This window comes from uncultured Mesonia sp. (assembly GCA_947499595.1).
Taxonomy (GTDB): Bacteria; Bacteroidota; Bacteroidia; order Flavobacteriales; family Flavobacteriaceae; genus Mesonia; species Mesonia sediminis.
On record CANMOY010000006.1, the window covers coordinates 185143 to 209274 of the forward strand.

23 protein-coding genes, 1 tRNA gene and 1 pseudogene are annotated in these 24132 nt (G+C 35.6%); 19 read left to right on the forward strand and 6 right to left on the reverse strand.

Annotated features, from left to right (window positions below; translation table 11 throughout):
- Nucleotides 1-82 precede the first annotated feature (82 nt).
- The gene (locus ACH2AZ_RS09025; RefSeq protein WP_394907582.1) at nucleotides 83-976 is read right to left on the reverse strand and encodes an NAD kinase; all 894 of its coding nucleotides are present in this window, start codon (nucleotides 974-976) and stop codon (nucleotides 83-85) included.
- Complete coding sequence (locus tag ACH2AZ_RS09030; protein ID WP_394907583.1) at nucleotides 973-1632, reverse strand: acetoin utilization protein acuB; 660 nt, start codon at nucleotides 1630-1632, stop codon at nucleotides 973-975. The genes ACH2AZ_RS09025 and ACH2AZ_RS09030 overlap by 4 nt, the downstream gene beginning before the upstream one ends.
- Nucleotides 1633-1717: 85 nt before the next feature.
- Here ACH2AZ_RS09030 and ACH2AZ_RS09035 point away from each other — a divergent pair, with 85 nt between their 5' ends.
- The 12 genes from ACH2AZ_RS09035 to ACH2AZ_RS09090 all read left to right on the forward strand — a co-directional run bounded on the left by ACH2AZ_RS09035 (nucleotide 1718) and on the right by ACH2AZ_RS09090 (nucleotide 14171).
- Complete coding sequence (locus ACH2AZ_RS09035; protein ID WP_394907584.1) at nucleotides 1718-2431, forward strand: pyridoxine 5'-phosphate synthase; 714 nt, start codon at nucleotides 1718-1720, stop codon at nucleotides 2429-2431.
- On the forward strand, nucleotides 2428-3192 hold the full coding sequence (locus ACH2AZ_RS09040) for an alpha/beta fold hydrolase (RefSeq protein WP_394907585.1): 765 nt from the start codon (nucleotides 2428-2430) through the stop codon (nucleotides 3190-3192). Before ACH2AZ_RS09035 ends, ACH2AZ_RS09040 begins: the two co-directional genes overlap by 4 nt.
- Before the next feature lie 103 nt (nucleotides 3193-3295).
- A complete protein-coding gene (locus tag ACH2AZ_RS09045) occupies nucleotides 3296-4555 on the forward strand; it encodes an OmpP1/FadL family transporter (RefSeq protein WP_394907586.1) in 1260 nt (419 codons plus the stop codon).
- A gap of 4 nt (nucleotides 4556-4559) precedes the next feature.
- On the forward strand, nucleotides 4560-6125 hold the full coding sequence (locus tag ACH2AZ_RS09050) for a G-D-S-L family lipolytic protein (protein ID WP_394907587.1): 1566 nt from the start codon (nucleotides 4560-4562) through the stop codon (nucleotides 6123-6125).
- Between the two features lie 75 nt (nucleotides 6126-6200).
- Nucleotides 6201-6539 (forward strand): phage holin family protein, encoded by a 339-nt coding sequence (locus tag ACH2AZ_RS09055; RefSeq protein WP_394907588.1) that lies wholly within the window; start codon nucleotides 6201-6203, stop codon nucleotides 6537-6539.
- Between the two features lie 135 nt (nucleotides 6540-6674).
- The gene (gene tig / locus ACH2AZ_RS09060) at nucleotides 6675-7997 is read left to right on the forward strand and encodes a trigger factor (RefSeq protein ID WP_394907589.1); all 1323 of its coding nucleotides are present in this window, start codon (nucleotides 6675-6677) and stop codon (nucleotides 7995-7997) included.
- Between the two features lie 102 nt (nucleotides 7998-8099).
- On the forward strand, nucleotides 8100-8789 hold the full coding sequence (gene clpP, locus ACH2AZ_RS09065) for an ATP-dependent Clp endopeptidase proteolytic subunit ClpP (RefSeq protein WP_394907590.1): 690 nt from the start codon (nucleotides 8100-8102) through the stop codon (nucleotides 8787-8789).
- Nucleotides 8790-8792: 3 nt separating this feature from the next.
- Nucleotides 8793-10028 (forward strand): ATP-dependent Clp protease ATP-binding subunit ClpX, encoded by a 1236-nt coding sequence (gene clpX, locus ACH2AZ_RS09070; RefSeq protein WP_394907591.1) that lies wholly within the window; start codon nucleotides 8793-8795, stop codon nucleotides 10026-10028.
- Nucleotides 10029-10236: 208 nt separating this feature from the next.
- Nucleotides 10237-11829 carry a mucoidy inhibitor MuiA family protein gene (locus tag ACH2AZ_RS09075; RefSeq protein WP_394907592.1) on the forward strand — a complete coding sequence of 531 codons (1593 nt, stop codon included), beginning with the start codon at nucleotides 10237-10239 and terminating at the stop codon, nucleotides 11827-11829.
- A gap of 95 nt (nucleotides 11830-11924) precedes the next feature.
- A tRNA-Met gene (locus ACH2AZ_RS09080) sits at nucleotides 11925-11997 on the forward strand.
- A gap of 147 nt (nucleotides 11998-12144) precedes the next feature.
- Nucleotides 12145-13560 carry a rhodanese-like domain-containing protein gene (locus ACH2AZ_RS09085; protein WP_394907593.1) on the forward strand — a complete coding sequence of 472 codons (1416 nt, stop codon included), beginning with the start codon at nucleotides 12145-12147 and terminating at the stop codon, nucleotides 13558-13560.
- An 8-nt stretch (nucleotides 13561-13568) separates the two neighbouring features.
- On the forward strand, nucleotides 13569-14171 hold the full coding sequence (locus ACH2AZ_RS09090; RefSeq protein ID WP_394907594.1) for a DUF3365 domain-containing protein: 603 nt from the start codon (nucleotides 13569-13571) through the stop codon (nucleotides 14169-14171).
- A 66-nt stretch (nucleotides 14172-14237) separates the two neighbouring features.
- Here ACH2AZ_RS09090 and ACH2AZ_RS09095 read toward each other — a convergent pair whose 3' ends face one another.
- Together ACH2AZ_RS09095 and ACH2AZ_RS09100 are read right to left on the reverse strand one after the other, a co-directional pair.
- Nucleotides 14238-14822: a methyltransferase domain-containing protein gene (locus ACH2AZ_RS09095; RefSeq protein ID WP_394907595.1), complete on the reverse strand. Its 585-nt coding sequence runs from the start codon at nucleotides 14820-14822 to the stop codon at nucleotides 14238-14240.
- Complete coding sequence (locus ACH2AZ_RS09100) at nucleotides 14822-15235, reverse strand: rhodanese-like domain-containing protein (protein ID WP_394907596.1); 414 nt, start codon at nucleotides 15233-15235, stop codon at nucleotides 14822-14824. The genes ACH2AZ_RS09095 and ACH2AZ_RS09100 overlap by 1 nt, the downstream gene beginning before the upstream one ends.
- A gap of 103 nt (nucleotides 15236-15338) precedes the next feature.
- Here ACH2AZ_RS09100 and ACH2AZ_RS09105 point away from each other — a divergent pair, with 103 nt between their 5' ends.
- Together ACH2AZ_RS09105 and ACH2AZ_RS09110 are read left to right on the forward strand one after the other, a co-directional pair.
- Nucleotides 15339-15839: a GreA/GreB family elongation factor gene (locus tag ACH2AZ_RS09105; RefSeq protein WP_394907597.1), complete on the forward strand. Its 501-nt coding sequence runs from the start codon at nucleotides 15339-15341 to the stop codon at nucleotides 15837-15839.
- Entirely contained in the window at nucleotides 15829-16293 is a 465-nt protein-coding gene (locus ACH2AZ_RS09110; protein WP_394907598.1) for an RNA methyltransferase, read from the forward strand. Before ACH2AZ_RS09105 ends, ACH2AZ_RS09110 begins: the two co-directional genes overlap by 11 nt.
- 165 nt (nucleotides 16294-16458) lie before the next feature.
- Here the strand turns inward: ACH2AZ_RS09110 and ACH2AZ_RS09115 are convergent, their stop codons facing one another.
- Nucleotides 16459-17691 carry a carboxypeptidase-like regulatory domain-containing protein gene (locus ACH2AZ_RS09115; RefSeq protein WP_394907599.1) on the reverse strand — a complete coding sequence of 411 codons (1233 nt, stop codon included), beginning with the start codon at nucleotides 17689-17691 and terminating at the stop codon, nucleotides 16459-16461.
- Nucleotides 17692-17849: 158 nt separating this feature from the next.
- Between ACH2AZ_RS09115 and ACH2AZ_RS09120 the strand changes: the two genes are divergently transcribed.
- Entirely contained in the window at nucleotides 17850-18509 is a 660-nt protein-coding gene (locus ACH2AZ_RS09120) for an HAD family hydrolase (RefSeq protein ID WP_394907600.1), read from the forward strand.
- A gap of 12 nt (nucleotides 18510-18521) precedes the next feature.
- The gene (locus tag ACH2AZ_RS09125) at nucleotides 18522-20435 is read left to right on the forward strand and encodes a M1 family metallopeptidase (RefSeq protein WP_394907601.1); all 1914 of its coding nucleotides are present in this window, start codon (nucleotides 18522-18524) and stop codon (nucleotides 20433-20435) included.
- 47 nt (nucleotides 20436-20482) lie between these two features.
- Here ACH2AZ_RS09125 and ACH2AZ_RS09130 read toward each other — a convergent pair whose 3' ends face one another.
- Complete coding sequence (locus ACH2AZ_RS09130; protein ID WP_147861542.1) at nucleotides 20483-20716, reverse strand: hypothetical protein; 234 nt, start codon at nucleotides 20714-20716, stop codon at nucleotides 20483-20485.
- 120 nt (nucleotides 20717-20836) lie between these two features.
- Here ACH2AZ_RS09130 and era point away from each other — a divergent pair, with 120 nt between their 5' ends.
- The 3 genes and pseudogenes from era to ACH2AZ_RS09145 all read left to right on the forward strand — a co-directional run.
- The gene (era, locus tag ACH2AZ_RS09135; protein ID WP_379043710.1) at nucleotides 20837-21718 is read left to right on the forward strand and encodes a GTPase Era; all 882 of its coding nucleotides are present in this window, start codon (nucleotides 20837-20839) and stop codon (nucleotides 21716-21718) included.
- A gap of 69 nt (nucleotides 21719-21787) precedes the next feature.
- Entirely contained in the window at nucleotides 21788-23092 is a 1305-nt protein-coding gene (gene der / locus ACH2AZ_RS09140) for a ribosome biogenesis GTPase Der (RefSeq protein ID WP_394907602.1), read from the forward strand.
- Between the two features lie 261 nt (nucleotides 23093-23353).
- Nucleotides 23354-24132: pseudogene (locus tag ACH2AZ_RS09145) on the forward strand (hypothetical protein); the annotation flags it as partial.

Consider the following 24132-nt stretch of genomic DNA (forward strand, 5'->3'; position numbering starts at 1 on the left):
TTTGCAAATATATAAATTAAGTTTGCTCTACGTTAATTTTAAGCTATTTTGTGCCTCTATGATTAACAAATTATAGGCTAGTTTATTGTTTTAAATTCCTTTTATCTTCTCCCCATAATAGTTTCTGACGCAAGGTTTTAATAAAACTGTTTTCATTGAGTAATACGATACCTATTTGAAAATCTGCTTTCTTGAGATGTATCTCGGTATCGTTATTTAACGTGGTAAGTCTCGAGTCTAATGAAATCAAAAATTGATCTTCTCGGCTTGATACTTTCAATTTTAACTCCTTGTCGTCTGGTATTATTAAAGGTCGTACGTTAAGATTATGCGGTGCTATTGGGGTGATAGAAATAGCCTTGGTTTCTGGTGTAATTATAGGGCCTCCACAGCTAAGCGAGTAGCCTGTTGAACCCGTTGGAGTAGAGATAATAAGACCATCTGCCCAATATGCGTTAAGGTATTTATCGTCCATCCAACTTTCTACGGTAATCATAGAGGTGCTGTTTTTTCGGCTTATAGCCACTTCATTCAAAGCAAAATTCATACTAGAAAGACTGTGATTATTAGGGTATGTTGCAACACTAAGTAAATCTCTTTTAGAAACGGTGTATTCTTTTTGTTTTAAAGCCAAAATCATGGCTCTTATTTCTTCTTTTTGAATGGTTGCTAAAAAACCTAATCGGCCGGTATTTATACCTACAATGGGTATATCTAATGCTTTTACATAATGTACGCTGCGCAAAATTGTACCGTCGCCACCAATACTAAAAAATAAATCGTAGCTGCCGTCGAGCTGATTAAAAGTTTTAAATTGGGTATACTGTTTGGCAACGCTCTTATTTTGATTTATGATTTTAAGAAATTCTTCCTCTATTCGTACTTCAATATCTAGATTACTAAGCTCATCGAGTAATTCTCGTATATATTTTCCTGAGTTTTTATGGTAAAATTGTCCGTAAAGAGCTACTTTCATATATCTAAATATTTTTTAAGGTAATTTGATCTTTCTTTTATAGTTTGCGTGTGTCGGTCTTCTTGGTGTAAGCTAATAATTTGATAATCATAACGCCTATAGGCAGCTAAAACTTCGGTAATACTTTGGCTAGCTATTTTTAAAGTGATTTGTACTTTGTCTAAATCAATTTCACTTATAAAAAGGCCTAAAACTTTTTGGTTGGCTTGTTCTGCAATTTGGGTTACTTCGCTTAGGGTATAATCAGGAGCCGATTTTTCAATTACTACCAGCGCACCTTCTTGCTGCAAGAAAGGGGTAGTGCTAAAAACACTTAGCAAGTCAATGAGTTCAATATAACCTAGGTAATTTTGATCTTTTGGATTGATAACGGGTAGCAAATTGGTTTCAAGCTTACCGAAGTAAGCTAAAATTTCTAACCAGTTCTCATTAAAATCGGCATGAACATTTTCTATGGCATATCTGTAGTCTATTAGCGATTTTGCCTCATCAAAACAACGCAGGTCATTTTCAGCAATTAATCCGATATAAACCCCATTTTCAGAAACAGGTAAGTGCGTGTAGGTAAATTCTTTAAAAATCGCCTTAAACGCTCCTACAGTTTGTGATATGGGTTGTAAACCTATGTCGTTAATTATGTATTGCGTTAGCTTCATAGCTTAATGTTTGGTGCAAATTAATTAATTTATAACACATAGATGCGTTGCAACTTTGTATTTTTGTCATCTAAAGTTAAGAAATATGACCAAACTAAGCGTAAACATAAACAAGATTGCTACTTTGAGAAACGCTCGAGGCGGAAATGTGCCTAATGTAGTCGAGGCTGCCAAGCGTATAGAGGGGTTTGGTGCGCAGGGAATTACTGTACATCCAAGACCAGATGAAAGGCATATAACCTATCAAGATGTAAGCGATCTGAGTAAAGTAGTGCAAACCGAATTTAATATCGAGGGTAACCCCAATCAAAAATTTATCGATTTGGTACTAGAAAATAAACCTACTCAAGTAACTTTAGTTCCCGATGCTGTTGATGTGCTCACTTCAAACGCCGGTTGGAACACCCAGAAACACCAAGCTTTTTTAAGCGATGTTATAAGAGTATTTAAAGACGCAGGCATAAGGACATCGATTTTTGTAGATCCTAATTCAGCTATGGTAGAATCGGCTGTTAAAACGGGAACCGATAGGATCGAATTGTATACAGAGGCTTATGCGGTAAATTTTAATAAAAACCCCAAAGCTGCTATTGCTGCTTACGCCGATTGTGCTGCAATAGGTAAGAAATTAGGTCTGGGTATTAATGCGGGCCATGACCTATCATTAGAAAATATAGCCTTTTTTAAGCAGCAAATGCCATATCTCGATGAGGTTTCAATAGGCCATGCTTTAATTGCTGAGGCGCTTTACAGCGGATTAGAAAACGTAGTCAAATCTTATTTAGATAAACTTAAATGAAATTACACGCAAATATTATAGGTCAGGGTGAGCCATTGCTAATTTTGCATGGTTTTTTGGGTATGGGAGACAATTGGAAAACCTTAGGTAAGCAATTTGCAGAGGAAGGTTATCAAGTGCATCTTATAGACCAAAGAAACCACGGGCGTAGTCCGCATTCAGAAGAGTTTTCTTATACTATTTTGGCGGCGGATGTGAGAAACTACTGCCGCGATCATAAGCTAGAAAAGGTTGTTTTGATGGGGCACTCCATGGGTGGTAAAACGGCTATGAAAACTGCTGTTACTTATCCAGAATTGATAAAAGATTTGGTTGTGGTTGATATTGCACCACGCTATTATGAACCGCATCATCAAAACATTTTAGCAGGATTAACGATGCTGGCTGATGCTAAATTAACCTCTAGGCAAGATGCAGATAAAAAGCTGGCAGAATTTATCGACGATTGGGCGGTGCGTCAATTTTTACTTAAAAATTTATTCCGTAAAGATAATGTCTTAAAATTACGTGTTAACTTGCCTGTACTAAAAAGTAAAATCGAAAATGTAGGTGCGGCGCTCGAAAAAGGTGAGCGGTTTGAAGATAGTGTTTTATTTATTAACGGAGGCAATTCAAATTATGTTAGGTCAAAAGACGGCGATTTGATTAGAGAGTATTTTCCTTATAGTCAATTGGTTACCATAAAAGACGCTGGACATTGGATACATGCAGAAAAGCCAGATGTGTTTTACCAAGCTGTGTTAAAGTATTTAAAACGCTGATTTGTAATTTTTGCTATGCTCGCATAATAAATCATAAAAAAGTTGTAATTCTCTTATTTTGTGTTAAATTTGGGTTAATGAAAAAACTAATTCATTTTTAATTATGAAGAGAAAATTACTTTCACTTACCGTATTTTTATTTGCGGTGAGTCTAACTTATGCGGGCGGGTACCGTATTAGTACGCAAGGTCAACGCGCATTAGCTATGGGGCATACAGGTGTTGCTGTGGTGAATAGTGCAGAGTTGGCATTTTTTAATCCAGCAGGACTGGTGTATTTAGAGAACAAGCTAAATATCTCGGCTGGTGTAACTGCCGTTAATGCAAATGTGAAATGGCAAAACACCTTGACGGGACAATATTCAGAAACCGAAAAAATTTGGAAAACACCCTTTTATTTTCATGCCTCTTATGCCGTTACAGATTTTTTAAGTGTGGGAGTTAGTGTTACCACGCCATACGGTAGTTCTGTAGAATGGCCTACAGATTGGGCAGGTTCACATTTAGTTAATGATATTGAGCTTACCGCATTTTATATACAACCCTTAATCTCTTTAAAATTATCAGAATATTTTAGTATTGGAGGTGGGCCTATTTATGTTACGGGAGGTGTTAACTTTAATCGAAATTTAAATAGAAATTTAACCGATGAGCAGGGCAACCGCTCAAATGTAGAGGTGGATGCCTCAGGGGTTTCTAATTGGGGTTGGTCAGCTAGTTGGATGTTTAATCCAACCGAGAATTTGCGTATCGGTTTTAATTATCGATCTGAAATTATCTTAGATGCAGAGAATGGAGAGGCTATTTTTAGTAATGTGCCAGCTTCACCTTTGGCTCCAGTTGAAAACGGAACTGTTGGATTTAACGCTTCTTTGCCGATGCCAGCCGAATTGACCATTGGTCTATCTTACGAGTTTGCTGATAAGTGGTTGTTTGCATTTGACTATAACCGCGCATATTGGGGAGTGTATGAAGATCTTACAATCGATTTTATCCCAGAGGATATTCCTACCTCTAAAAACCCAAGAAATTATAAAAACGCTTCGACATACCGTTTTGGTTTACAATATGAAGCGCTAGATAAGCTAACTTTACGTGCGGGATATTACTACGATGAATCACCTGTTCAGCCAGGTTACTTCGCACCTGAAACACCAAGAAATGACTCTTCAGGATTTACTGGAGGGCTGTCCTATCAAATTACAGAAAAATTAGCCATAGATGCATCTATAGCCTATTTACGTTTTGATGAGGTAGACGAAAGTTACGATCATTACCAAGAGAATGGTCAAGAAGTTCCTTTTGGAGGTACATATAAAAGTAATGCAATCCTAGCAGGATTAGGAGTAACATTTAAACTATAAAAAGATGAAAAATTATATAAAATTTGTAGCAATTGCCGCATTAGGTTTGGTGGCTTGTGAGCCAGAGTTTGATAAATCTGTAGAAGACGGCGATTTTTATAGTAGCGGAGAAGCCAATTTTGCTAAATATGTCGCTGTGGGTAATTCGCTTACCGCGGGTTATGCCGATGGAGCTCTTTACAGGCAAGGTCAAAAAAACTCATTTCCTAACTTATTAGCCCAACAACTTGAATTTGTAGGAGGCGGTGAGTTCGATCAGCCTTTAACCAATGATAATTTAGGAGGTCTCACCTTAAACGGTCAAGCCATTGCTAGTAATCGATTAACTCTATCGTTGGTTAACGGTAACCCTTCTCCGACTCCAATCGAGGGGCAGCCAACAACAGAAATTACTAATACGCTAACAGGTCCTTTTAATAATATGGGAGTTCCTGGGGCCAAATCATTTCATTTGCTAGCTAACGGGTACGGAAACCTTGCTGGTGTTTCTGCAGGGCAGGCAAACCCCTACTTTGTTCGTTTTAGATCATCAGAAAATGCTAGTGTTATAGAAGATGCCGTAGCGCAAAATCCAACTTTTTTTAGCTTATGGATTGGTAATAATGACGTGTTAAGTTACGCTACCTCTGGAGGGGTAGGTGAAAACCAATTGGGTAACTTAGACCCTACCACTTATGGGAGCAATGATATAACAGACCCGAATGTTTTTGCAAGTGTATATGCGCAAGAAGTAGATGCCTTAATGGCTTCGGCCAGCGCGGGAGTATTATTGAATATCCCTAACGTGACTGATACTCCATTTTTTACAACGGTTCCTTTTGCACCCTTGACACCTGCTTTGTTAGGCGATCAGCTACCAGTCTTAAATGCTACATTCGCTCAATTGAATCAGGCGTTTGCATTTTTGGGTGTTCCAGAAAGAGCTATACAGTTTAATAGCGATGGGCCAAGCGGAGTCTTGGTACATGATGAAAGTATTCCAAATATTTCAGCTCAGCTTGCTCAAGTTTTACAAGCAGGAGGTTTAGATGCAGCAACGGCTAATTTATATGCCCAGCAATTTGGTCAGGTTAGACAATCAAATGAAAACGATTTGCTGGTGCTTACCAGTAGCGCTGTGATTGGTAGCTTAAATGAATCGCATTTGAGTGTTTTAATGGGCTTAGGTCTACCAAGAGAAGCAGCAGCGCAACTGGCTGTCAATGGAGTTACTTATCCGTTGCAAGATCAATATGTGTTAATTCCTACAGAACAAGAAGATATTGCAAATGCTACAGCTGCTTTCAATGCTACCATTGCTGGCATTGCATCATCAAAAGGTTTGGCATTAGTTGATGTAAATGCTATTTTAAACGAAGTAGCCGATGGAGGAGTTTCTTTTGATGGTGGTTTGATTACCAGTACGTTTGCAACAGGAGGAGCTTTCTCATTAGATGGTGTGCACCTCACTCCTAGAGGAAATGCTTTTATCGCTAATCAAATTATTTTATCATTAAAAGAGACCTACGGCTCAGACATCCCAATGCTTAATGTGGGAGACTATAACGGGGGCCCTGCTATTGGAGAATAAAAATATCGTTATAATTTTCATAAAAGCGTCGCATCAATAGCGACGCTTTTTTAATTTTAATCAAATCTTTTTATTATGAAATTTTTACTTCGCTTATCGGTAACAGGAATTTTAGTGGTTCTATTAGCCAATCTGTTACCGGGTGTGAGCACAGATTCTTATTGGACCGCCATTATTGTGGCTTTAATATTAGGTATCCTAAATTTAATCGTAAGGCCTGTTTTGGTAATTCTTACCTTACCAGTAACAATATTAACCCTAGGTTTATTTTTACTAGTAATAAATGCATTTATAATATTAATGACCGATGGTCTTATAGATGGATTTAGTGTAGATGGATTTTGGTGGGCGCTTCTGTTTAGTATTTGTTTGTCTATTTTGCAATCTATACTCGATGCTTTGGTTGAAAAATAGATTTTGTTAAAGAAACATAGAAAGTCTCAAGGTTAATTCAGTGAGACTTTTTTTAATTGACTTAAAAAAATAAAAACTTGGTTGGCAGGCAAATAAATTGTAATTTTGCCAACCAAATTTTCACAAAAAACAACCATGAATATCACAAGAGAAAATATTGATGAGCTTAATGCAGTGGTAAAGGTAGAAATCAAAAAAGATGATTACCAGCCTAAAGTAGAAAAGATATTAAAAGATTATAGAAAATCGGCTAATATTCCTGGGTTTAGGAAAGGGCACGTGCCTATGGGCTTAGTTAAAAAGCAATACGGTAAAGCTGTTCTTGTAGATGAGGTAAATAAATTGCTTCAGGAATCATTAAATAATTACTTGAACGAGGAGAAATTAGAGGTTTTAGGTAATCCGCTTCCTAAAGCTCAAGATAATTTTGATTGGGATAAAGAAGATTATGCTTTTGAATTTGAATTAGGTTTAGCACCAAAATTTGATGTGAATCTTAATACTAAAAACAAGGTAACTCACTATAAAATAGTGGCAAATGAAGAAATGATAGATAACCAAGTGAAAACCATACAAAAACAGTATGGTAAATTGGTTTCGAAGAATGAAGTTGAAGAAGGAGATCTTGTTGCAGGAACTTTTAAAAGTAAAGACGGCGAAATAGAAAATACTACTACGCTACCTGTTGAAAAAGTTAAAGGCAAGCGCAATACTGCAAAATTTATTGGAGCTAAAGTAGGTGATCAATTGAGTTTAAAATCGAAAAACTTATTTGAAAATACAGAAGATTTGACAGAATTTTTAGGAGTGGATGCTGAAACTGCAGAAGACCTAGATGTAGAGTTGAGTTTTGAAATTACCGAGGTGAACAAACAGGAACCAGCCGAACTAGACCAAGAGTTGTTTGATAAGCTTTTTGGGAAAGATCAGGTAAAATCGGTAACAGAATTAAAAGAAAAAATCAAAGAAGATGCTGAGAACCAATTCGAGCAGCAAAGCGATCAGCAGTTGCTCAATGATGTGACTGAAAAATTGATCGAGGAAACTAAATTTGAGTTGCCTGGTGAATTTTTACAGAAGTGGATCATGACCAGTGGAGAGAAAGAATTATCTGCTGAGGAAGCAAAAGAAGAATACGAAAAGAGTGAAAAAGGAATTCGTTTTCAATTGATAGAGGCTAAGATTATCAATGATAATGATTTGAAGGTTGAATTAGAAGAAATTAAAGACCTTACCAAAGACAGAATCAAGATGCAGATGGCTCAATTTGGTCAAATGAATCCTTCAGATAAAGACTTAGAAGATATAACTGCTCGTGTTTTAGCTAATCAAGATGAGGTTAAGAAATTATCAGAACAAGTTTTAAATAAAAAGTTGCTCGATACTTATAAAGAAAAAGCCAACTTGGAAGAAAAGGAGCTAAGCTATGAAGATTTTGTTAAAGAGGTTTACAACTAATTTAAAACAAGAATAAATAGTATATTTAAGGCGTTAAATCTCTTTCGAGGTTAACGCCTTTTGTAATAATAACCTGATTTATTTCAGTAAAAAAGAGAATCTATGGATTTTGGAAAAGAATTTAAAAAATTTGCAATAAAAGATCAAGGTATTAATAGTAACTACTACGATAAAATAGTGAGTGCTGTTACTCCGCCTACAGGCATGACACCCAATATTATTGAAGAAAGACAAATGAATGCGGTAGCTATGGATGTTTTCTCGCGTTTGATGATGGACCGAATTATCTTCTTAGGCACGGGGATTAATGACCAAATCGCTAATATTGTGCAAGCTCAGATGCTCTTTTTAGAAAGTGCAGATGCTAACAAAGATATTCAGATCTATATCAATTCGCCAGGAGGTAGCGTATATGCAGGCTTAGGAATTTATGACACCATGCAATTTATTAAACCAGATATCGCTACTATTTGTACAGGAATGGCAGCATCTATGGGTGCTGTTTTACTATGTGCAGGAGCTGCCGGAAAACGCAGTGGATTACCTCATTCACGCGTGATGATTCACCAACCATTAGGAGGGGTGCAAGGACAAGCTAGTGATATAGAAATTACCGCTAAAGAAATCTTAACTTTGAAAGAAGAGTTATATAATATTATTGCCAAACACAGTGGGCAATCCTATGAGAAGGTTTACCAAGATAGCGATAGAGATTACTGGATGAAGGCTGATAAGGCAAAGGAGTACGGAATGATTGATGAAATTTTAACTAGAGAAGATAATAAAGCATAATTTATGGCTAAAGATAACCTAGAATGTTCGTTTTGCGGAAGGAAAAAACCAGAAACCAATTTATTGATTGCTGGTCTAGATGCACATATTTGTGATAGATGTATAGAACAAGCCCATGGTATTGTAATTGAAGAAGCTAAGCAGGAAGGCCACCAAGAGCTAGCGAACGAGTTAGAATTGAAAAAACCAAAATCAATTAAAGAGTTCATAGATGACTATGTAATTGGTCAAGAATATACAAAGAAAGTACTCTCTGTGGCAGTTTATAATCATTATAAGCGTTTGCTTCAGCCTAAAAGTGAGCAAGATGATATCGAAATAGAAAAGAGTAATATTATAATGGTTGGGCAGACAGGAACCGGTAAAACCTTAATTGCCAAAACCATTGCTCGCATGTTGAATGTGCCTTTAGCAATTGTTGACGCAACCGTGCTTACAGAGGCTGGTTATGTAGGAGAGGATGTTGAAAGTATTTTAACCCGATTACTGCAAGCGGCCGACTATAATTTAGAGAAAGCCCAGCAGGGTATTGTGTTTATAGATGAAATAGATAAAATTGCCCGCAAAAGCGATAATCCATCTATAACGCGTGATGTTAGTGGTGAAGGTGTTCAGCAGGCACTTTTAAAGTTGTTAGAGGGTACCACAGTTAATGTTCCACCTAAAGGAGGAAGAAAACATCCAGATCAAAAATTCATTGAAGTTGATACCAGCAATATTCTGTTTATTGCCGGTGGGGCTTTTGATGGTATAGAGAAAAAAATATCAAAACGCTTAAACTTGCAAGCTGTTGGTTATAGTGCTTCTCGTACCGAGGATTTAATAGAAAAGGAAAATATGCTTAAGTATATTATCCCTAAAGATTTAAAAGACTTCGGTTTAATTCCAGAAATTATAGGTAGGTTACCAGTACTTACGCATATGAATCCACTTGACAAGGAAACTTTGCGTAGCATTCTAACCGAACCAAAAAACTCTTTGGTTAAACAATATACCAAATTGTTTGCTATGGATGGAATCGCATTTAGTATCACCGATGGGGCTTTAGATTATATTGTTGAAAAAGCTATAGAATACAAACTTGGTGCGCGTGGTTTACGCTCTTTATGTGAAGCCATTCTTACAGATGCTATGTTTGAGTTACCCGAAAGCGGAGAATCTGAATTTAAAGTGACGAAGAGCTATGCCGAAAAGGCTTTGCAAAAATCTACAATAAAGAAACTTAAGGCAGTTTCCTAATTAAGACTTTAATGTAGTAAAACGCACAATCTGTATCATTAGTGACGCACTTAAAACAAAAAAACCTATTCTTATTGAATAGGTTTTTTTGTTTTGATGAGTGGTGTAAAAAAGTAAAATACAGATTTTAGAACTCGTTGTTTTTATATTAATAGCTTTGTGGCACAAGTTTTGTTTTTTAGCGTATTATTAATCTAAAATTATCTTTATGCGAATTTTATTTATTCTACTTCTAGTTAATCAACTTGTTTGGTCTCAAAACACTCAAAAAATAAAGCTAAATAAAACCGATGTAACCGTTTATTTAAACCAAGCCCAAATGAGTGGTGATGCGTCATTCTTCTTGCCTAAAGGAAGAACACAAGTGCATTTTACGCAATTATCATCTGGGGTAATTGGTAATAGTATTCAAGTAAATGGGCTTAAAGGTGTTGCGATGCACGGCATGCAATTCAAGCAAAATTATTTAGAAAATAAGGAGGCAAGTTTAGAAATAAAAAGCTTAGAAGCAGAGTTAGCGCAATTGAAAAAGAAAAAAGCTGTTTTAGAATTTAAATTAGAAGGATCAAAAAATGCACTAAATTTATTATTGACCAATCAAAAGGTAAATAATGATAAGCAAAACATTAGTGTAGACGAGCTAAAAGATTACGCTATTTTAATGGCAGATCAAACCCAAGAACTAAAAACTCAACAGTACGATTTAAGTATTGAAATCGAAACCTTGAGAGAAAAAATTTATCAACTAAACCGCAGCTTATCTGGCTTTAAAGCCGATTTAAAAAGACCTACAGGTGAAATTATTTTAGATTTAGAAACAGATAAATCGCAAACCATAAACCTAGCATTGAGCTACGTTGTCAATAATGCAGGTTGGTACCCTAGCTACGAAATTAGAGCAGAAGAAAATGCAAAAAATCTGCAATTTAAGTACAAGGCAATGGTATATCAATCTACTGGTCAAGATTGGGAGAATGTCAAATTGCGTCTATCTACAGGAAATCCTAGTTTAGATAATAACCAACCAGAATTAAATCCGCAATATTTGACCTTCATACAACAATATCGATCTCAATTAGCAACCCAAAATAAAATGAATGCTGCACCCCAATTAGAAGAAATGGTGGTGAGCGATGCGGGAACCAGCAGAGTAGAAGGCTATAGCCAAGAAATTTCAAAAGAGCAGCTTTTTAATCAGGTAATGTTTAATTTGAATGAAAAGTATACTATTTTGTCGGCCCAAGATGCTCAAACTGTAATTATTGATAACTTTAAGATTCCGGCTACTTTTTCTCATTATGCGGTTCCTTTAGTTCAAGAAAAAGTTTATTTGACCGCCGAAGTACGAGACTGGGAGTCTTATGATTTATTACCAGGTGAAGCCCAAATTTACTACTCTGGGAGTTATGCAGGTAAAATAGGTATCGATCCTAGAACAACAACAGAGGAGTTGTTAATATCACTGGGTGTAGATCCGGCGGTACAAATAGAGCGCATCACCACTGCCAACAACAGAGATAAATCTTTTTTTGGTAATATGGTTAAATGGGAAAAAGGCTACAAAATTAAAATACGCAACCAAAAACAAGATGCAATTCAATTAAAAATGCTTGACAGAATACCGGTTTCTAGAAATTCGGAAATTAGTGTAGAGGGCGTTGATCACGATGCCCAGAATTTAGACAAGCAAACAGGAATTTTGACGTGGGAAATCGAATTAGATTCTAAGCAAGAATTAGAGAAATATCTTAATTATGAAATAAAATTTCCGAAATCTAAAATATTGAACATCAATCATTAAGAGGCGTCTGGCTTATGTTGTTAGGAGTAAATTGAAAATTTAGAGGTAAATATTTGGCTTAAAGGTAAAAAGTTTATATATTTGCCTCACGAAATCGCGGGATAGAGCAGTAGGTAGCTCGTCGGGCTCATAACCCGAAGGTCACTGGTTCGAGTCCAGTTCCCGCTACTAAAAAAAGGCTTCACAAATCAGTGAAGCCTTTTTTTTTATTTTAAACTGCGCTTAACACTAATTGAGTTTGTAACATTAGTCACTTAATAATTACATGATATATTGTATTTTTATACGGTAAAATTGAAAGTAAAAACGAGAACTATGAAAGTAGAACAAATTTATACCGGTTGTATAGCCCATGCGGCGTATTATATAGAAAGTAATGGCGAAGCTGCTGTTTTTGACCCATTGCGAGAAGTGCAGCCATATATCAATAGAGCCAATAAAGATAACGCAAAAATAAAGTATGTTTTTGAGACTCATTTTCACGCAGATTTTGTGAGTGGTCATTTAGATTTGCAAAAAAAGACAGGCGCTCAAATTGTATTCGGTCCCAATGCAAACCCAAATTATGATGCATTAATTGCAGAAGATAATCAAGAATTTCAAATAGGAGATTACAAAATTAAGGTGTTGCACACTCCAGGTCATACCATGGAGAGTACTACATATCTATTGATCGATGAAAATGATAAAGAGCACGGTATTATTACGGGCGATACTTTATTTATAGGTGATGTTGGTAGACCAGATTTAGCTCAAAAAGTAGCTGCAGATTTAACACAAGAAAAATTAGCAGGCCATTTATATGATTCTTTGCGCAATAAGATTATGCCATTGGCAGATGATTTGATTGTTTACCCAAACCACGGTGCAGGATCTGCCTGTGGTAAAAATATGAGTAAAGAAACCACCGATACATTAGGGAATCAAAAAAAGACCAATTATGCGCTGCAAGAAATGACCAAAGAAGAGTTTATAGATGCAGTTTTAGATGGTCTTACACCACCGCCGGGGTATTTTCCGCAAAATGTAATGTTAAATATTAAAGGTTATGAAAGTTTAGATGATGTGCTTACACGCGCAGGCAAAGCTTTGTCTCCCGAAGAATTTGAGGCTGCGGCGAATGAAACCGGTGCGCTTTTATTAGACACCCGTCAAGCGGAAGATTTTAAAAACGGATTTATCCCAAATAGTATTAATATTGGCCTCAAAGGTAGTTTCGCCCCTTGGGTAGGTGCCATGATTCCCGATATTAAACAGTCTATATTATTAATTGCAGAGCCGGGAACTGAAGAGGAAGCACTTACTCGCCTATCACGTGTTGGATATGATTATACGGTTGGCTATCTTAAAGGAGGATTCGAAGCTTGGGAAAATTCAGGTAAAGAAGTTGATTCCATTACCAGAATAAGTCCTAAAACATTGGAAAGTGATCTCGCTAAAAGCGAATTTAAGGTTATCGATGTACGTAAGGCTTCAGAATTTCAAGCCGAACACATTGAAGGTGCTTTAAATATTCCGCTGAGCGAAATTAACGAACATTTAGCGAGCTTTCCTAAAGATCAAGAATTTGCTTTGCATTGTGCGGGAGGTTATAGAAGTATGATTGCAGCATCTATATTAAAACAGCGCGGCTGGGATAACTTTAAAGAAGTAGCTGGAGGCTTTAATAAAATTAAAACCGAAACCAACTTGCCAACTACCCAATATGTTTGCCCTAGTACTCTAAAATAATTAAAAAAATGTTTCGCAAAAAAACACTTTACTGGCTACTTTTTCTTATTGTATTTATTCATTGTAAACCGAATACTGAAAATAAGGAGGTTGCTAAAGAGCAAAAAGAAGTTATCTCTCAAGAAGAGGCTTTAGCAATAGGGCAAGACATAGCCGTAGCCTCTCAACAGGTATTGGGTAAAAATTTAAAGCAAGCCATAGAGAAAGAAGGTGTCTTAGGTGCGATAACTTTTTGTAACACGGCAGCTATAAGGTTAACAGATAGCATGGCAACAGCCTATAAGTTTTCTATTAAAAGGCTAAGTGATAAACCGAGAAATCAGATGAATCAAGCTTCTCGGGCAGAAGAGAAACTTATAGCGGCTTATTCAAAAGATTTGGCCGCGGGAAAAAATATAAGACCTAGTGCCTTTAAAAAAGAAAATGGGGGCTATCGCTTTTATCAGCCTATTGTTAGCAATAAACTATGTTTGAATTGTCACGGGGTTGTAGGGCAACAGGTAAACGAAAAAACTTTTGCTCAAATCAAAGCGCTTTATCCAAATGATAAGGCCACTGGCTATGCTGCCAACCAAATACGTGGCTTGTGGGCAATTGATATTGAAAACTAAGCTATATAGTGTTGTTAATAAAAAAAAGATCGGTTGTGATAGCCGATCTTTTTTATGAATTTTCCTTTACTTCGGTGACAACTTTATAAACAATTCACTGCCTAAGCGAGGTTTGATGGAATTATGGCATGGCTCCATAATTTCAAGATTAAAGTGCTTAGAAAACAGGACTTTATATTCTTGTTGATTTCCTCCAAATGGGGGCTTGTCATTATTTAAAGTAGCGTTAAATAATAAGCCTACAAGGTGTCCGGAAGGCTTTAAAAGCTGACTCATTTTTTTTACATATTTTGGCCTCAAACTAGGATTTAAAGCGCAAAAAAATGTTTGTTCAATAATCAAATCAAAGCGGTCTTTCAATTCGAAAAAATCAATATGTAATAAATGATGATTGGGGAAGGTAGGAACTCGTCTTTTTAAATTTAATAAGGGAGTCTCAGATAAATCAGCAGCATAAACTTTTTTAAATCCTTGTGCGTGTAAGTATTCGGCCTCATAAGAATTACCGCCTCCTGGAATTAGTATTTTTAAATCTTTGTTTTTTAATTGATCAAAGTAAGCTTTTAATGGAGGCGAAACTTGACCAAGATCCCAACCGGTTTCTTGATTTTTATATTTGGCAGTCCAAAATCTAGCGTCTAAGTTTTCCATTAATTTGTCCAGTTTAAATAGCCCCCTTCTAAGTCATAAATTTCTTTAAACCCCATCTCGACTAATTTCTTGGCAGCGGCTTGGCTTCGCGCTCCCGAGCGGCAGAATAGGTAAAGAGGCTTGTCTTTATCTAACGCTGCGAATTTTGAGTCAAAAGTTTTTGGCTGCTTATAATCTATAAGTTGGGCGTCTTTTATAGTGCCATCTTGATATTCGCCAGGTGTTCTTACATCAACCAATTGTACTCCCTTTTTTTCTATAGCTTTGGCAAATTTAGTCTTAGACAAAATGTAGATGTTACCATCAATTTGCTTTTCTGTTTTTTGGGTCTGATTAGTTTTAATAGTGCTCTTTTGACCGCATCCTAAAAAGCCGAAACTTGCTAATGCAAGAGTGAATATTATTTTTTTCATAACAAAAAATTTATCAGTAAACCTAAACAAATATAAATAGCCTAGAAGTAACTCAGGTTACACTTAACAATATTTGTATCTTTAAATTTACAAAATAAAGACGATGAGTAGAGGGTTTGTTAAAGAAGAAGATCAGGAGGAACCTCCATTTATACCACCTAGAGCAGCTTTACCTATTGGTGTTGTAAATTATGTCACGCCAAAGGGTTTTGATTTATTGCAGTTAGAAAAAAATGAACTTGAAGAGCAAAGAAAAAATTTAGATAAAGTCAATGAGACGGAATACCGTAGAAATGCCGCAGTAATAGATGGTAAAATGAAGCTTTTGAATGAGCGCTTACGCAGTGCGAAAATCATAGACCTCAAACAGCAGCCTAAAGATGAGGTTCGGTTTGGGGCGCAGGTAAAGTTTTTGCTTGAAGATAAAACGCAATACTTGCAAATTGTAGGAGTAGATGAAGCAAATTTAAAAGAACAAAAAATCGCCTTTATAGCCCCCTTAGCTAGGGTTTTAAATGGACTTAAAGCAGGGGAATCTTCTGAGTTTTCTCTTGGTAATAAAACTAAAAAAGTTCAAATTCTAGCTATTAAGTATGCAAAATAATAATTTAGAGCAGGGTTATTTTGGTATTGGTATACAAAATGGGAAGACACCAGAAAATTTGGGTGTGTTATGGCGATCTGCACAAAACCTAGGAGCAAGTTTCATTTTTACCATTGGGAATAGGTATCATAAACAAGCTTGCGATACGCATAAAGCAGTGGGAGCAATGCCTTATTTTCACTATGATTGCTTTACGGATTTCTATAAGCACTTACCAAAAAGTGCCTTGTTAATTGGGGTAGAACAGGATAAAAACTCTAAAAAATTAGAAAATTTTAAGCATCCTAGGCGTGCAGTATATTTGTTAGGAGCCGAAGATCACGGCCTAACAAAGGAAGCTATAAAAGCCTGTCATTTACTCGTCGAGTTTAATTCCGCTTTAAGCTTAAATGTTGCAGTGGCAGGGAGCATTGTTATGTATGATCGAAACACAAAGGGCACCCACATTTATTGATTTATAAATAAATCTAGCCTTAGCAAAACGTTTAATTTTACGTTTTTTGTTTAAGGATATTTGATTTCGATGCGATTGAAAAATCTTTCACATTGCAATAGTCTTTCGTGAAAGAAGGGGTCAGATTAAATGAATCAATAATGAATTTATAATAATCTTTTAAAATTATAGTTGAGCTCTAATTTTTTCAATAGCATTTAAAATACTTTTATCGGGTTCAATGATGTTATTTTCACCCCAAAAAGTAGCGTCTTCAAAACCTGATTTATCGTCTATTAAAATATAATCTTCTCGTATATAATCTTTGCGGTCTAAATTAAAGTTTTTTTGTTGGTGTTTTGTAACCAGTAGTTCACTTTGACTAAAATATTTGGTGTTAAAGAGTTTTCCTTTTTTATTAACCGTAAATTCAGCCATAACTTGGCTGTACCCGAATCGCCAAATATTTTGATCACGAAAATAATGTACTTCATAAATTATTTGTTCAGGGTACACTTTAACTTTACGAGGTCTTTTGCTTACAAAATACCGGGCGGCTTTTTTTCGATCCTCTACATTTAAGGTATAATGCAACTGGACTAAAACTTGCTCTTTTTCATGAATAAAGAATGATCCAGAGAACCATACGTCATCTTTGATTTTCTCTTTAAACCCTACTTCAAGTACTGGCTCGCCAGATAATTGAGTCCTGCCTAAGAATCTAAGTTCTAACAAATCAAGGGCTTGCGTATCAAAAAATTTATCGTTGTAAGTTATAATATCGGTGTAAAGTGTAGCATAAGGTCCACCTTGCATTTTAAAAGCTAAGGTGTCTAAACGATCGTAGTCAGTTATTTTTCGAGCTTTGTAGATCGCTATTTTGTCATTTTTAAAAGATTTTTCACCAGGACGTACTAGTCTAATTACACTTTCAGCTAAACTAACAGGACGTTTTGATTTCTTGATGGTTTCCCGATAAAAGGCAGTTTGAAATTGAGTATTTTCTTTGGTGAATTTATTATGTGCTGCTCTACTTTTTTTAACCAACTCTTGTAAAATTTGTATACTAAACATTTCAACGGCCGGCAGCATGTTGGCTTGGCTATTTAAAAATATTTTGATTGGTTGGGTTTTAGTAATTTCGTTTAAACTAATTTTTTTTGATTTAAAACCTAAGGCATTAACGGTTAAAAAAGCTGAACCCTGCGGTTTATTATACTTTAGTTTAAAATAACCCTCGGTATTAGTAACAGTATTAATATTCAATTCTTGAATTTCTATTTGGGCTTGAGCAACAGGTTTTTGGTTAGATTGGTCGTAAACATAACCCGCAACTTCTGAGTTATTTTGGGCTATAGAATCAAATCCGTAAAGTAAAGAAATGATAAAAGTAAGGTAGATAAATTTATTTTGAAACATCTTATTTTATTTTAAAGATACGTTGTTTTAAAAAATTAGCAGTTAACTTTAACAGTTTTAAACGCTTGTTGATGAGTGTTTTAAGGGGTGTTGTAAAGATTGAATTTAGATATTTTTTTCTTTTTTAAATAGAGGGCTTATCTTCACCAAAAAAAATTGTGGTAAAAGCGATATTATTTGATATGGACGGTGTAATTGTAGATACAGAACCTTTGCACCATAAAGCCTACTACGGGATGTTCGATGAGATTGGTATTAAGGTTCCTGAAACTTTATACCAAACTTTTACGGGACAATCTACCTTATATGTTTGTCAACAACTTTGCAAGCATTTTGACCTCTCACATAAACCTACTGATTTGGTACTGAAAAAGAGAAGTATTTTTAAAACCTTATTTGCTACAGACCCTAGTTTACAGTTAATTTCTGGAGTTGAAAAGTTAATAAAACATTATCATGAGGCTGGACTGCAATTGGTTTTAGCTTCATCGGCATCTATGGGTACTATTAATAGTGTTTTTGATAGGTTTGAGCTTAACCCCTATTTTGTAGATAAATTGAGCGGGGCAGATTTAAAAGCTTCGAAACCACACCCAGAGATTTTTCTTAAAGCATCACAAAGCGCAGGAGTTAAGCCGGAGCATTGTGTGGTTATAGAAGATTCTACAAACGGTATTAAAGCAGCTAAAGCGGCAAATATCTTTTGTGTTGCGTTTAAAAGTCCACACTCAAAAAATCAAGATTACTCTGAAGCAGATCATATAATTTCTGATTTTAATCAAATCACCCTCCCTTATTTAAATCAATTTTTCAACTAATAATTATCAACTATGAAATTTAATTTTTCTTATTTTTTGTTGCTAAGTTTTGTATTTCTCATCTTTTCTCAAGAACAGAATGCACAAAATAATCAGCATCATTTTGATGAGTTTATGCAAACTCCTTCTACCCTTTATCGTACAGCATCGGGTAAGCCAGGACCAGCTTATTGGCAAAATCAAAATGATTATGAAATAGCCGTTTCACTCGATGAAAATACCCATCGTTTAACGGGAAAGGTTACTATTACTTATACCAATAACAGTCCCGAAGAACTTGATTTTATTTGGATGTTTTTAGAGCAAAATAGATTTACTACAAATTCAAGAGGTACTTTAACCACCCCAATTCAAGGAAACCGCTATAACGGAGATGTAGAAGGAGGTTACAATCTTAGTCAAGTTAAAGTAAATGGAGAAAAAGCAAAGTTTTTAATAACTGATACTAGAATGCAGGTGTTCTTGCCAGAGCCTTTAGCCGCAAATGGAGGATCTACAACTATAAGTATGAACTTCGCTTATAAAATCCCAGTTAAAGGAATGGACCGAATGGGAAGACTTGAAGTACAGCAAGGTACTATTTATGCTTTAGCGCAATGGTTCCCTAAGGTGGCTGTGTTTGACGATGTGAGCGGATGGAATATAGAGCCTTATTTAGGAGCTGGAGAGTTTTATTTGGGTTACGGAAATTATGACTATAAAATTACAGTACCTTATAATCACACTGTTGTTGCATCGGGTAGGTTAATGAACCCAAAAGAAGTTTTAAATAAAAAAGTATATAAAAGATATCAAAAAGCTCAAGAAACCGAGAAAACAACCTATTTAATAGAACCAAGCGAGGTAGGTTCTCGAAGAGTACTTAATAAACGAAAGGGTACCCAAACATGGCATTTTAAGATGGAGAATACTAGAGATATCGCTTTTGCTTCTTCATCGGCCTTTATTTGGGATGCTGCCAACATAAAATTAGCTTCGGGTAAAAATGTTATGGCACAATCGGTTTATCCAGCAGAAAGTGATGGTGAAGAGGCTTGGAGCCGAAGTACTGAGTATACTCAAGAATCAATTAAATTCTATGCAGACACTTATTTTGATTATCCCTATGCCACGGCTATTAATGTTGCTGCAGATGTAGGAGGTATGGAATATCCAGGGGTGAGCTTTTGTAGTTATAAAAGTAAAGGTGCGAGTCTTTGGGGCGTGACAGATCACGAATTTGGACACAATTGGTTCCCTATGATTGTAGGATCAAACGAGCGTTTACACGCGTGGATGGACGAAGGTTTCAACACTTTTATCAACCATTATAGCACTTTGAATTTTAATAATGGTGAGTATCCTGCAGATTTTACCAACGGTAGAGTTATAAACCCTTACCTTAAATTTCCTGGTAGAGAATCTATTAACACTTACCCAGATGCTACCAATTTACGTAATTTAGCCTATACAGCATATTATAAACCAGCTATCGGTTTAATCATGTTGCGTGAATATATTTTAGGAGAAGAGCGTTTTGATTATGCTTTTAAATCTTATATCAAAACTTGGGCATTTAAACATCCGCGTCCTCAAGATTTCTTTGCGCATATAGAAAATGCAAGTGGAGAGAGTCTTAACTGGTTCTGGAAAAATTGGTTTTATACCAATAATAATATCGATATAGCGGTGGTAGACGTAGCTCAAAAAGAGCACGGAGCACTAATTAGTCTTGAAAATAAGGGAGAAATTCCTATGCCAGTAGCTTTGAAGGTAAGTTATGCAGATGGTGCATACGATACCGTTGATTTACCTGTTGAAATTTGGCAACGCGGTAATGCTTGGGATTATTTACACGAAACCTCAAAAAAGGTTACTTCGGTAGAATTTGATCCTAAAAAACAAGTAGCTGATATTGACGGCTCAAACGATTCTTGGGGTAAATAACTCATCAATTAATTACAAAAACCGGAATTTCAATTCCGGTTTTTTTTTTACCTAAATTTTTCACCGGGCGCCATGGGGGCATCCTCATATCCATCAGCAAATGTTTTTGTAGTAGAGTAATTGTCAATTAAAACATGGTAAACAGCCATCACTAATGCAAGTTGCCCAAGCACGGTTAAATAAAATACCCAAGTAAAAGCAATATCCATAGCGGCAAAAATAGTTACCGTTAGTAATATAAACGTTGTTATCGCTAAAAGCGGAAGACCTAAATTTTTCATTTTTTCTTTTAAAGTACTTAAAATTAATAAGTTGTACCCTTCAAAAAATGATAATGTTTTCTAAAAACTGGAATACTTATACTTATTTTTTATATTATACCTTTGTAAAAAAAATAAATTATGGCGCATAAAGCAGGATTTGTAAATATTATTGGCAATCCCAATGTGGGAAAATCAACTCTCATGAACGCATTTGTGGGAGAGCGCCTATCAATCATCACCAGTAAAGCACAAACTACTAGACATCGCATTTTAGGAATAGTAAATGGTGAAGATTTTCAAGTAATTTTAAGCGATACACCGGGTATAATTAAACCTGCTTATCAACTTCAAAGCTCAATGATGGATTTTGTTAAATCTGCCTTTGAAGATGCAGATATTTTAATTTATTTGGTTGAATTGGGCGAAAAAGCATTAAAAGATGAACAGTTTTTTAAAAAGATTGTTCACGCTAAAATCCCTGTACTTTTATTATTGAATAAAGTAGATCAGGGTACGCAGCAACAAGTAGAAGAACAAACAAAATTATGGAAAGAACAAGTGCCTAATGCAGAAATTTTTGCTATTTCAGCCTTAGAAAATTTTGGTGTTCAAGAAGTGTTTAAACGCATTGTTGATTTACTGCCAGAATCACCAGCCTTTTACCCTAAAGATGCATTAACCGATAAACCTGAACGTTTTTTTGTAAACGAAATAGTTAGAGAAAAAATACTATTGCATTATAAAAAAGAAATTCCTTATAGCGTTGAAATTGAAACTGAAGAGTTTTTTGAAGATGAAGAGATCATACGTATGCGATGTGTGATAATGGTTGAGCGTAGCACACAAAAAGGAATAATAATTGGGCACAAAGGTTCAGCTATTAAGCGAGTAGGTATGGAAGCTAGAAAAGATTTAGAGCGTTTTTTTGGCAAGCAAGTGCACATAGAATTGTATGTAAAAGTCAACAAAAATTGGCGAAGCGATGATCGTCAGTTAAAACGCTTTGGATACAATAAATAAACTAATACTAAAAAATTATAGGTAGCCTAAGCTTTTACACCTATTTTTGCAGCATCAAAAATACAAGAAATGAGTAATATAGTAGCCATTGTAGGAAGGCCTAATGTAGGTAAATCTACTTTTTTTAATCGTTTGATTCAACGCCGTGAAGCCATTGTTGATTCGGTAAGCGGGGTGACGCGAGATAGACATTACGGAAAGTCTGATTGGAATGGTAAAGAGTTTACGGTTATAGATACAGGAGGCTACGTTATAGGAAGTGAGGATGTTTTTGAAGCTGAAATTGATAAACAAGTTGAGCTTGCTATTGATGAAGCAGATGTGATAATTTTTGTAGTTGATGTAGAAACTGGGGTTACACCAATGGATGAAGATGTAGCCAAATTATTACGGAAGGTAAATAAACCTGTTTTTCTAGCTGTTAACAAAGTAGATAGCGGAAAAAGAGAAGATCAAGCGATGGAGTTTTACACGCTTGGGTTGGGTGAGTATTATAGCATTGCAGGAATTAACGGTAGCGGTACTGGCGATCTGCTAGATGCTGTTGTTGAGGCTTTTCCAGAAAAAGAAGAACAAGAGGATGAAAATCTACCACGTTTTGCCGTTGTAGGTCGCCCCAATGCAGGGAAATCATCTTTTATAAATGCTTTGATTGGAGAAGAGCGTTATATAGTTACCGATATAGCAGGCACTACTAGAGATTCTATAGATACAAAATACAATCGTTTTGGTTTCGAATTTAATTTGGTTGATACCGCTGGTATCCGACGCAAGTCTAAAGTTAAAGAAGATATCGAGTTTTACTCGGTTATGCGAAGTGTGCGAGCTATAGAGCATTCAGATGTATGTTTATTGATTGTAGACGCTAGTCGAGGCTTTGATGCACAAGTGCAAAACATTTTTTGGTTGGCTCAACGCAATCGTAAAGGCATTGTAATTTTAGTAAATAAATGGGATTTGGTTGAGAAAGAAACCAATACCATGAAAGATTTTGAAACTAAAATCAGAAAGGAAATTGAGCCGTTTACCGATGTGCCAATCGTTTTCATTTCTGTATTGAACAAACAACGTATTTTTAAAGCAATAGAGACTGCAGTTGAGGTATACCATAACCGAAGCAAGAAAATAAAAACGCGCACCTTAAATGATGTGTTGTTACCAATAATTCAAAACAATCCGCCACCAGCTTATAAAGGGAAATATGTGAAAATAAAATTTATAACACAATTGCCCACACCGCAACCTCAATTTGCCTTTTTCTGTAATTTACCACAATACGTTCGTGATCCCTACAAAAGATTTTTGGAGAATAAATTGAGACAAGAATTTGATTTTAGTGGTGTGCCTATTTCAGTTTATCTGAGAAAAAAGTAAATTTAATAAATAGTGTTAAAAAACAGGTTTAAATGACAGCTTAATTGTCTTTAAGTCTGTTTTTTTTGTGCTTTAAAAGAAGTTTTCTTATTAAATTACAAATACGTTAAATATTTTAATTGACTTAAAATCAGTTTATTGGGATTTGTAAGAAATTTAATTAACAAATTTTTTATCCTTTATCGCTTTTTAATTGCATTTTATCTTTAATTTTATCCTGTAGAATAAAGTCTTAATTACGTGGCTATTAAATCTCTACCTATGGATAAAAAACTACTCTTGCTTTCATTCTTTGTGTTTTTTCAGTTGAGCTTTGCTCAGGTAGGCATTGGAACAGATTTACCCAACCCTTCTTCTCAACTCGATATCAAATCTCAAGATCGAGGTCTTCTTATTCCCCGTGTTCAACTGAAAAGTATTGTTGATGCTAACACTATTTCAGCTGGGAATGTCGAAAGCCTTATGGTTTTTAATACTAGTCAAGGGAATGATGTTAGCCCTGGTTATTATTACTGGTATAATGGTCAATGGCGACGATTTTTGGTCGAAGGGGAGTACAGTGCTCAAACCATCACTTACCTTGCAGATAATCAAGATGGAACTTTTACTTACACCAATGAAAATAATATAGAATTTACCTTTGATGCCAATACCACCACATACGTCAACAACAACGATGGCACTTACACATTTACCAATGCCAATGGCGCAACAATGACCATTGATGTGATCAACGATGTAGTGACCAACATTCAGAACCAAGGTGATGTTTACACAGAAATCATCAATCTACTACAAAACAACACCGATACCTTACAAGATAATGGCGACGGTACTTTTACCCATACGGCTGTAGATGGTACGCAACTCATTTTTGATGCCAATACCACCACATACGTCAACAACAATGACGGCACTTACACTTTCACCAATGCCAACGGCGCAACAATGACCATTGATGTGATCAACGATGTAGTGACCAACATTCAGAACCAAGGTGATGTTTACACAGAAATCATCAATCTACTACAAAACAACAC

Coding starts and splice junctions, on each gene's coding strand:
- ACH2AZ_RS09025 (WP_394907582.1), bottom strand. CDS start 976: ATGAAAGTAGCTCTTTACGGACAATTTTACCATAAAAACTCAGGAAAA.
- ACH2AZ_RS09030 (WP_394907583.1), bottom strand. CDS start 1,632: ATGAAGCTAACGCAATACATAATTAACGACATAGGTTTACAACCCATA.
- ACH2AZ_RS09035 (WP_394907584.1), top strand. CDS start 1,718: ATGACCAAACTAAGCGTAAACATAAACAAGATTGCTACTTTGAGAAAC.
- ACH2AZ_RS09040 (WP_394907585.1), top strand. CDS start 2,428: ATGAAATTACACGCAAATATTATAGGTCAGGGTGAGCCATTGCTAATT.
- ACH2AZ_RS09045 (WP_394907586.1), top strand. CDS start 3,296: ATGAAGAGAAAATTACTTTCACTTACCGTATTTTTATTTGCGGTGAGT.
- ACH2AZ_RS09050 (WP_394907587.1), top strand. CDS start 4,560: ATGAAAAATTATATAAAATTTGTAGCAATTGCCGCATTAGGTTTGGTG.
- ACH2AZ_RS09055 (WP_394907588.1), top strand. CDS start 6,201: ATGAAATTTTTACTTCGCTTATCGGTAACAGGAATTTTAGTGGTTCTA.
- tig (WP_394907589.1), top strand. CDS start 6,675: ATGAATATCACAAGAGAAAATATTGATGAGCTTAATGCAGTGGTAAAG.
- clpP (WP_394907590.1), top strand. CDS start 8,100: ATGGATTTTGGAAAAGAATTTAAAAAATTTGCAATAAAAGATCAAGGT.
- clpX (WP_394907591.1), top strand. CDS start 8,793: ATGGCTAAAGATAACCTAGAATGTTCGTTTTGCGGAAGGAAAAAACCA.
- ACH2AZ_RS09075 (WP_394907592.1), top strand. CDS start 10,237: ATGCGAATTTTATTTATTCTACTTCTAGTTAATCAACTTGTTTGGTCT.
- ACH2AZ_RS09085 (WP_394907593.1), top strand. CDS start 12,145: ATGAAAGTAGAACAAATTTATACCGGTTGTATAGCCCATGCGGCGTAT.
- ACH2AZ_RS09090 (WP_394907594.1), top strand. CDS start 13,569: ATGTTTCGCAAAAAAACACTTTACTGGCTACTTTTTCTTATTGTATTT.
- ACH2AZ_RS09095 (WP_394907595.1), bottom strand. CDS start 14,822: ATGGAAAACTTAGACGCTAGATTTTGGACTGCCAAATATAAAAATCAA.
- ACH2AZ_RS09100 (WP_394907596.1), bottom strand. CDS start 15,235: ATGAAAAAAATAATATTCACTCTTGCATTAGCAAGTTTCGGCTTTTTA.
- ACH2AZ_RS09105 (WP_394907597.1), top strand. CDS start 15,339: ATGAGTAGAGGGTTTGTTAAAGAAGAAGATCAGGAGGAACCTCCATTT.
- ACH2AZ_RS09110 (WP_394907598.1), top strand. CDS start 15,829: ATGCAAAATAATAATTTAGAGCAGGGTTATTTTGGTATTGGTATACAA.
- ACH2AZ_RS09115 (WP_394907599.1), bottom strand. CDS start 17,691: ATGTTTCAAAATAAATTTATCTACCTTACTTTTATCATTTCTTTACTT.
- ACH2AZ_RS09125 (WP_394907601.1), top strand. CDS start 18,522: ATGAAATTTAATTTTTCTTATTTTTTGTTGCTAAGTTTTGTATTTCTC.
- ACH2AZ_RS09130 (WP_147861542.1), bottom strand. CDS start 20,716: ATGAAAAATTTAGGTCTTCCGCTTTTAGCGATAACAACGTTTATATTA.
- era (WP_379043710.1), top strand. CDS start 20,837: ATGGCGCATAAAGCAGGATTTGTAAATATTATTGGCAATCCCAATGTG.
- der (WP_394907602.1), top strand. CDS start 21,788: ATGAGTAATATAGTAGCCATTGTAGGAAGGCCTAATGTAGGTAAATCT.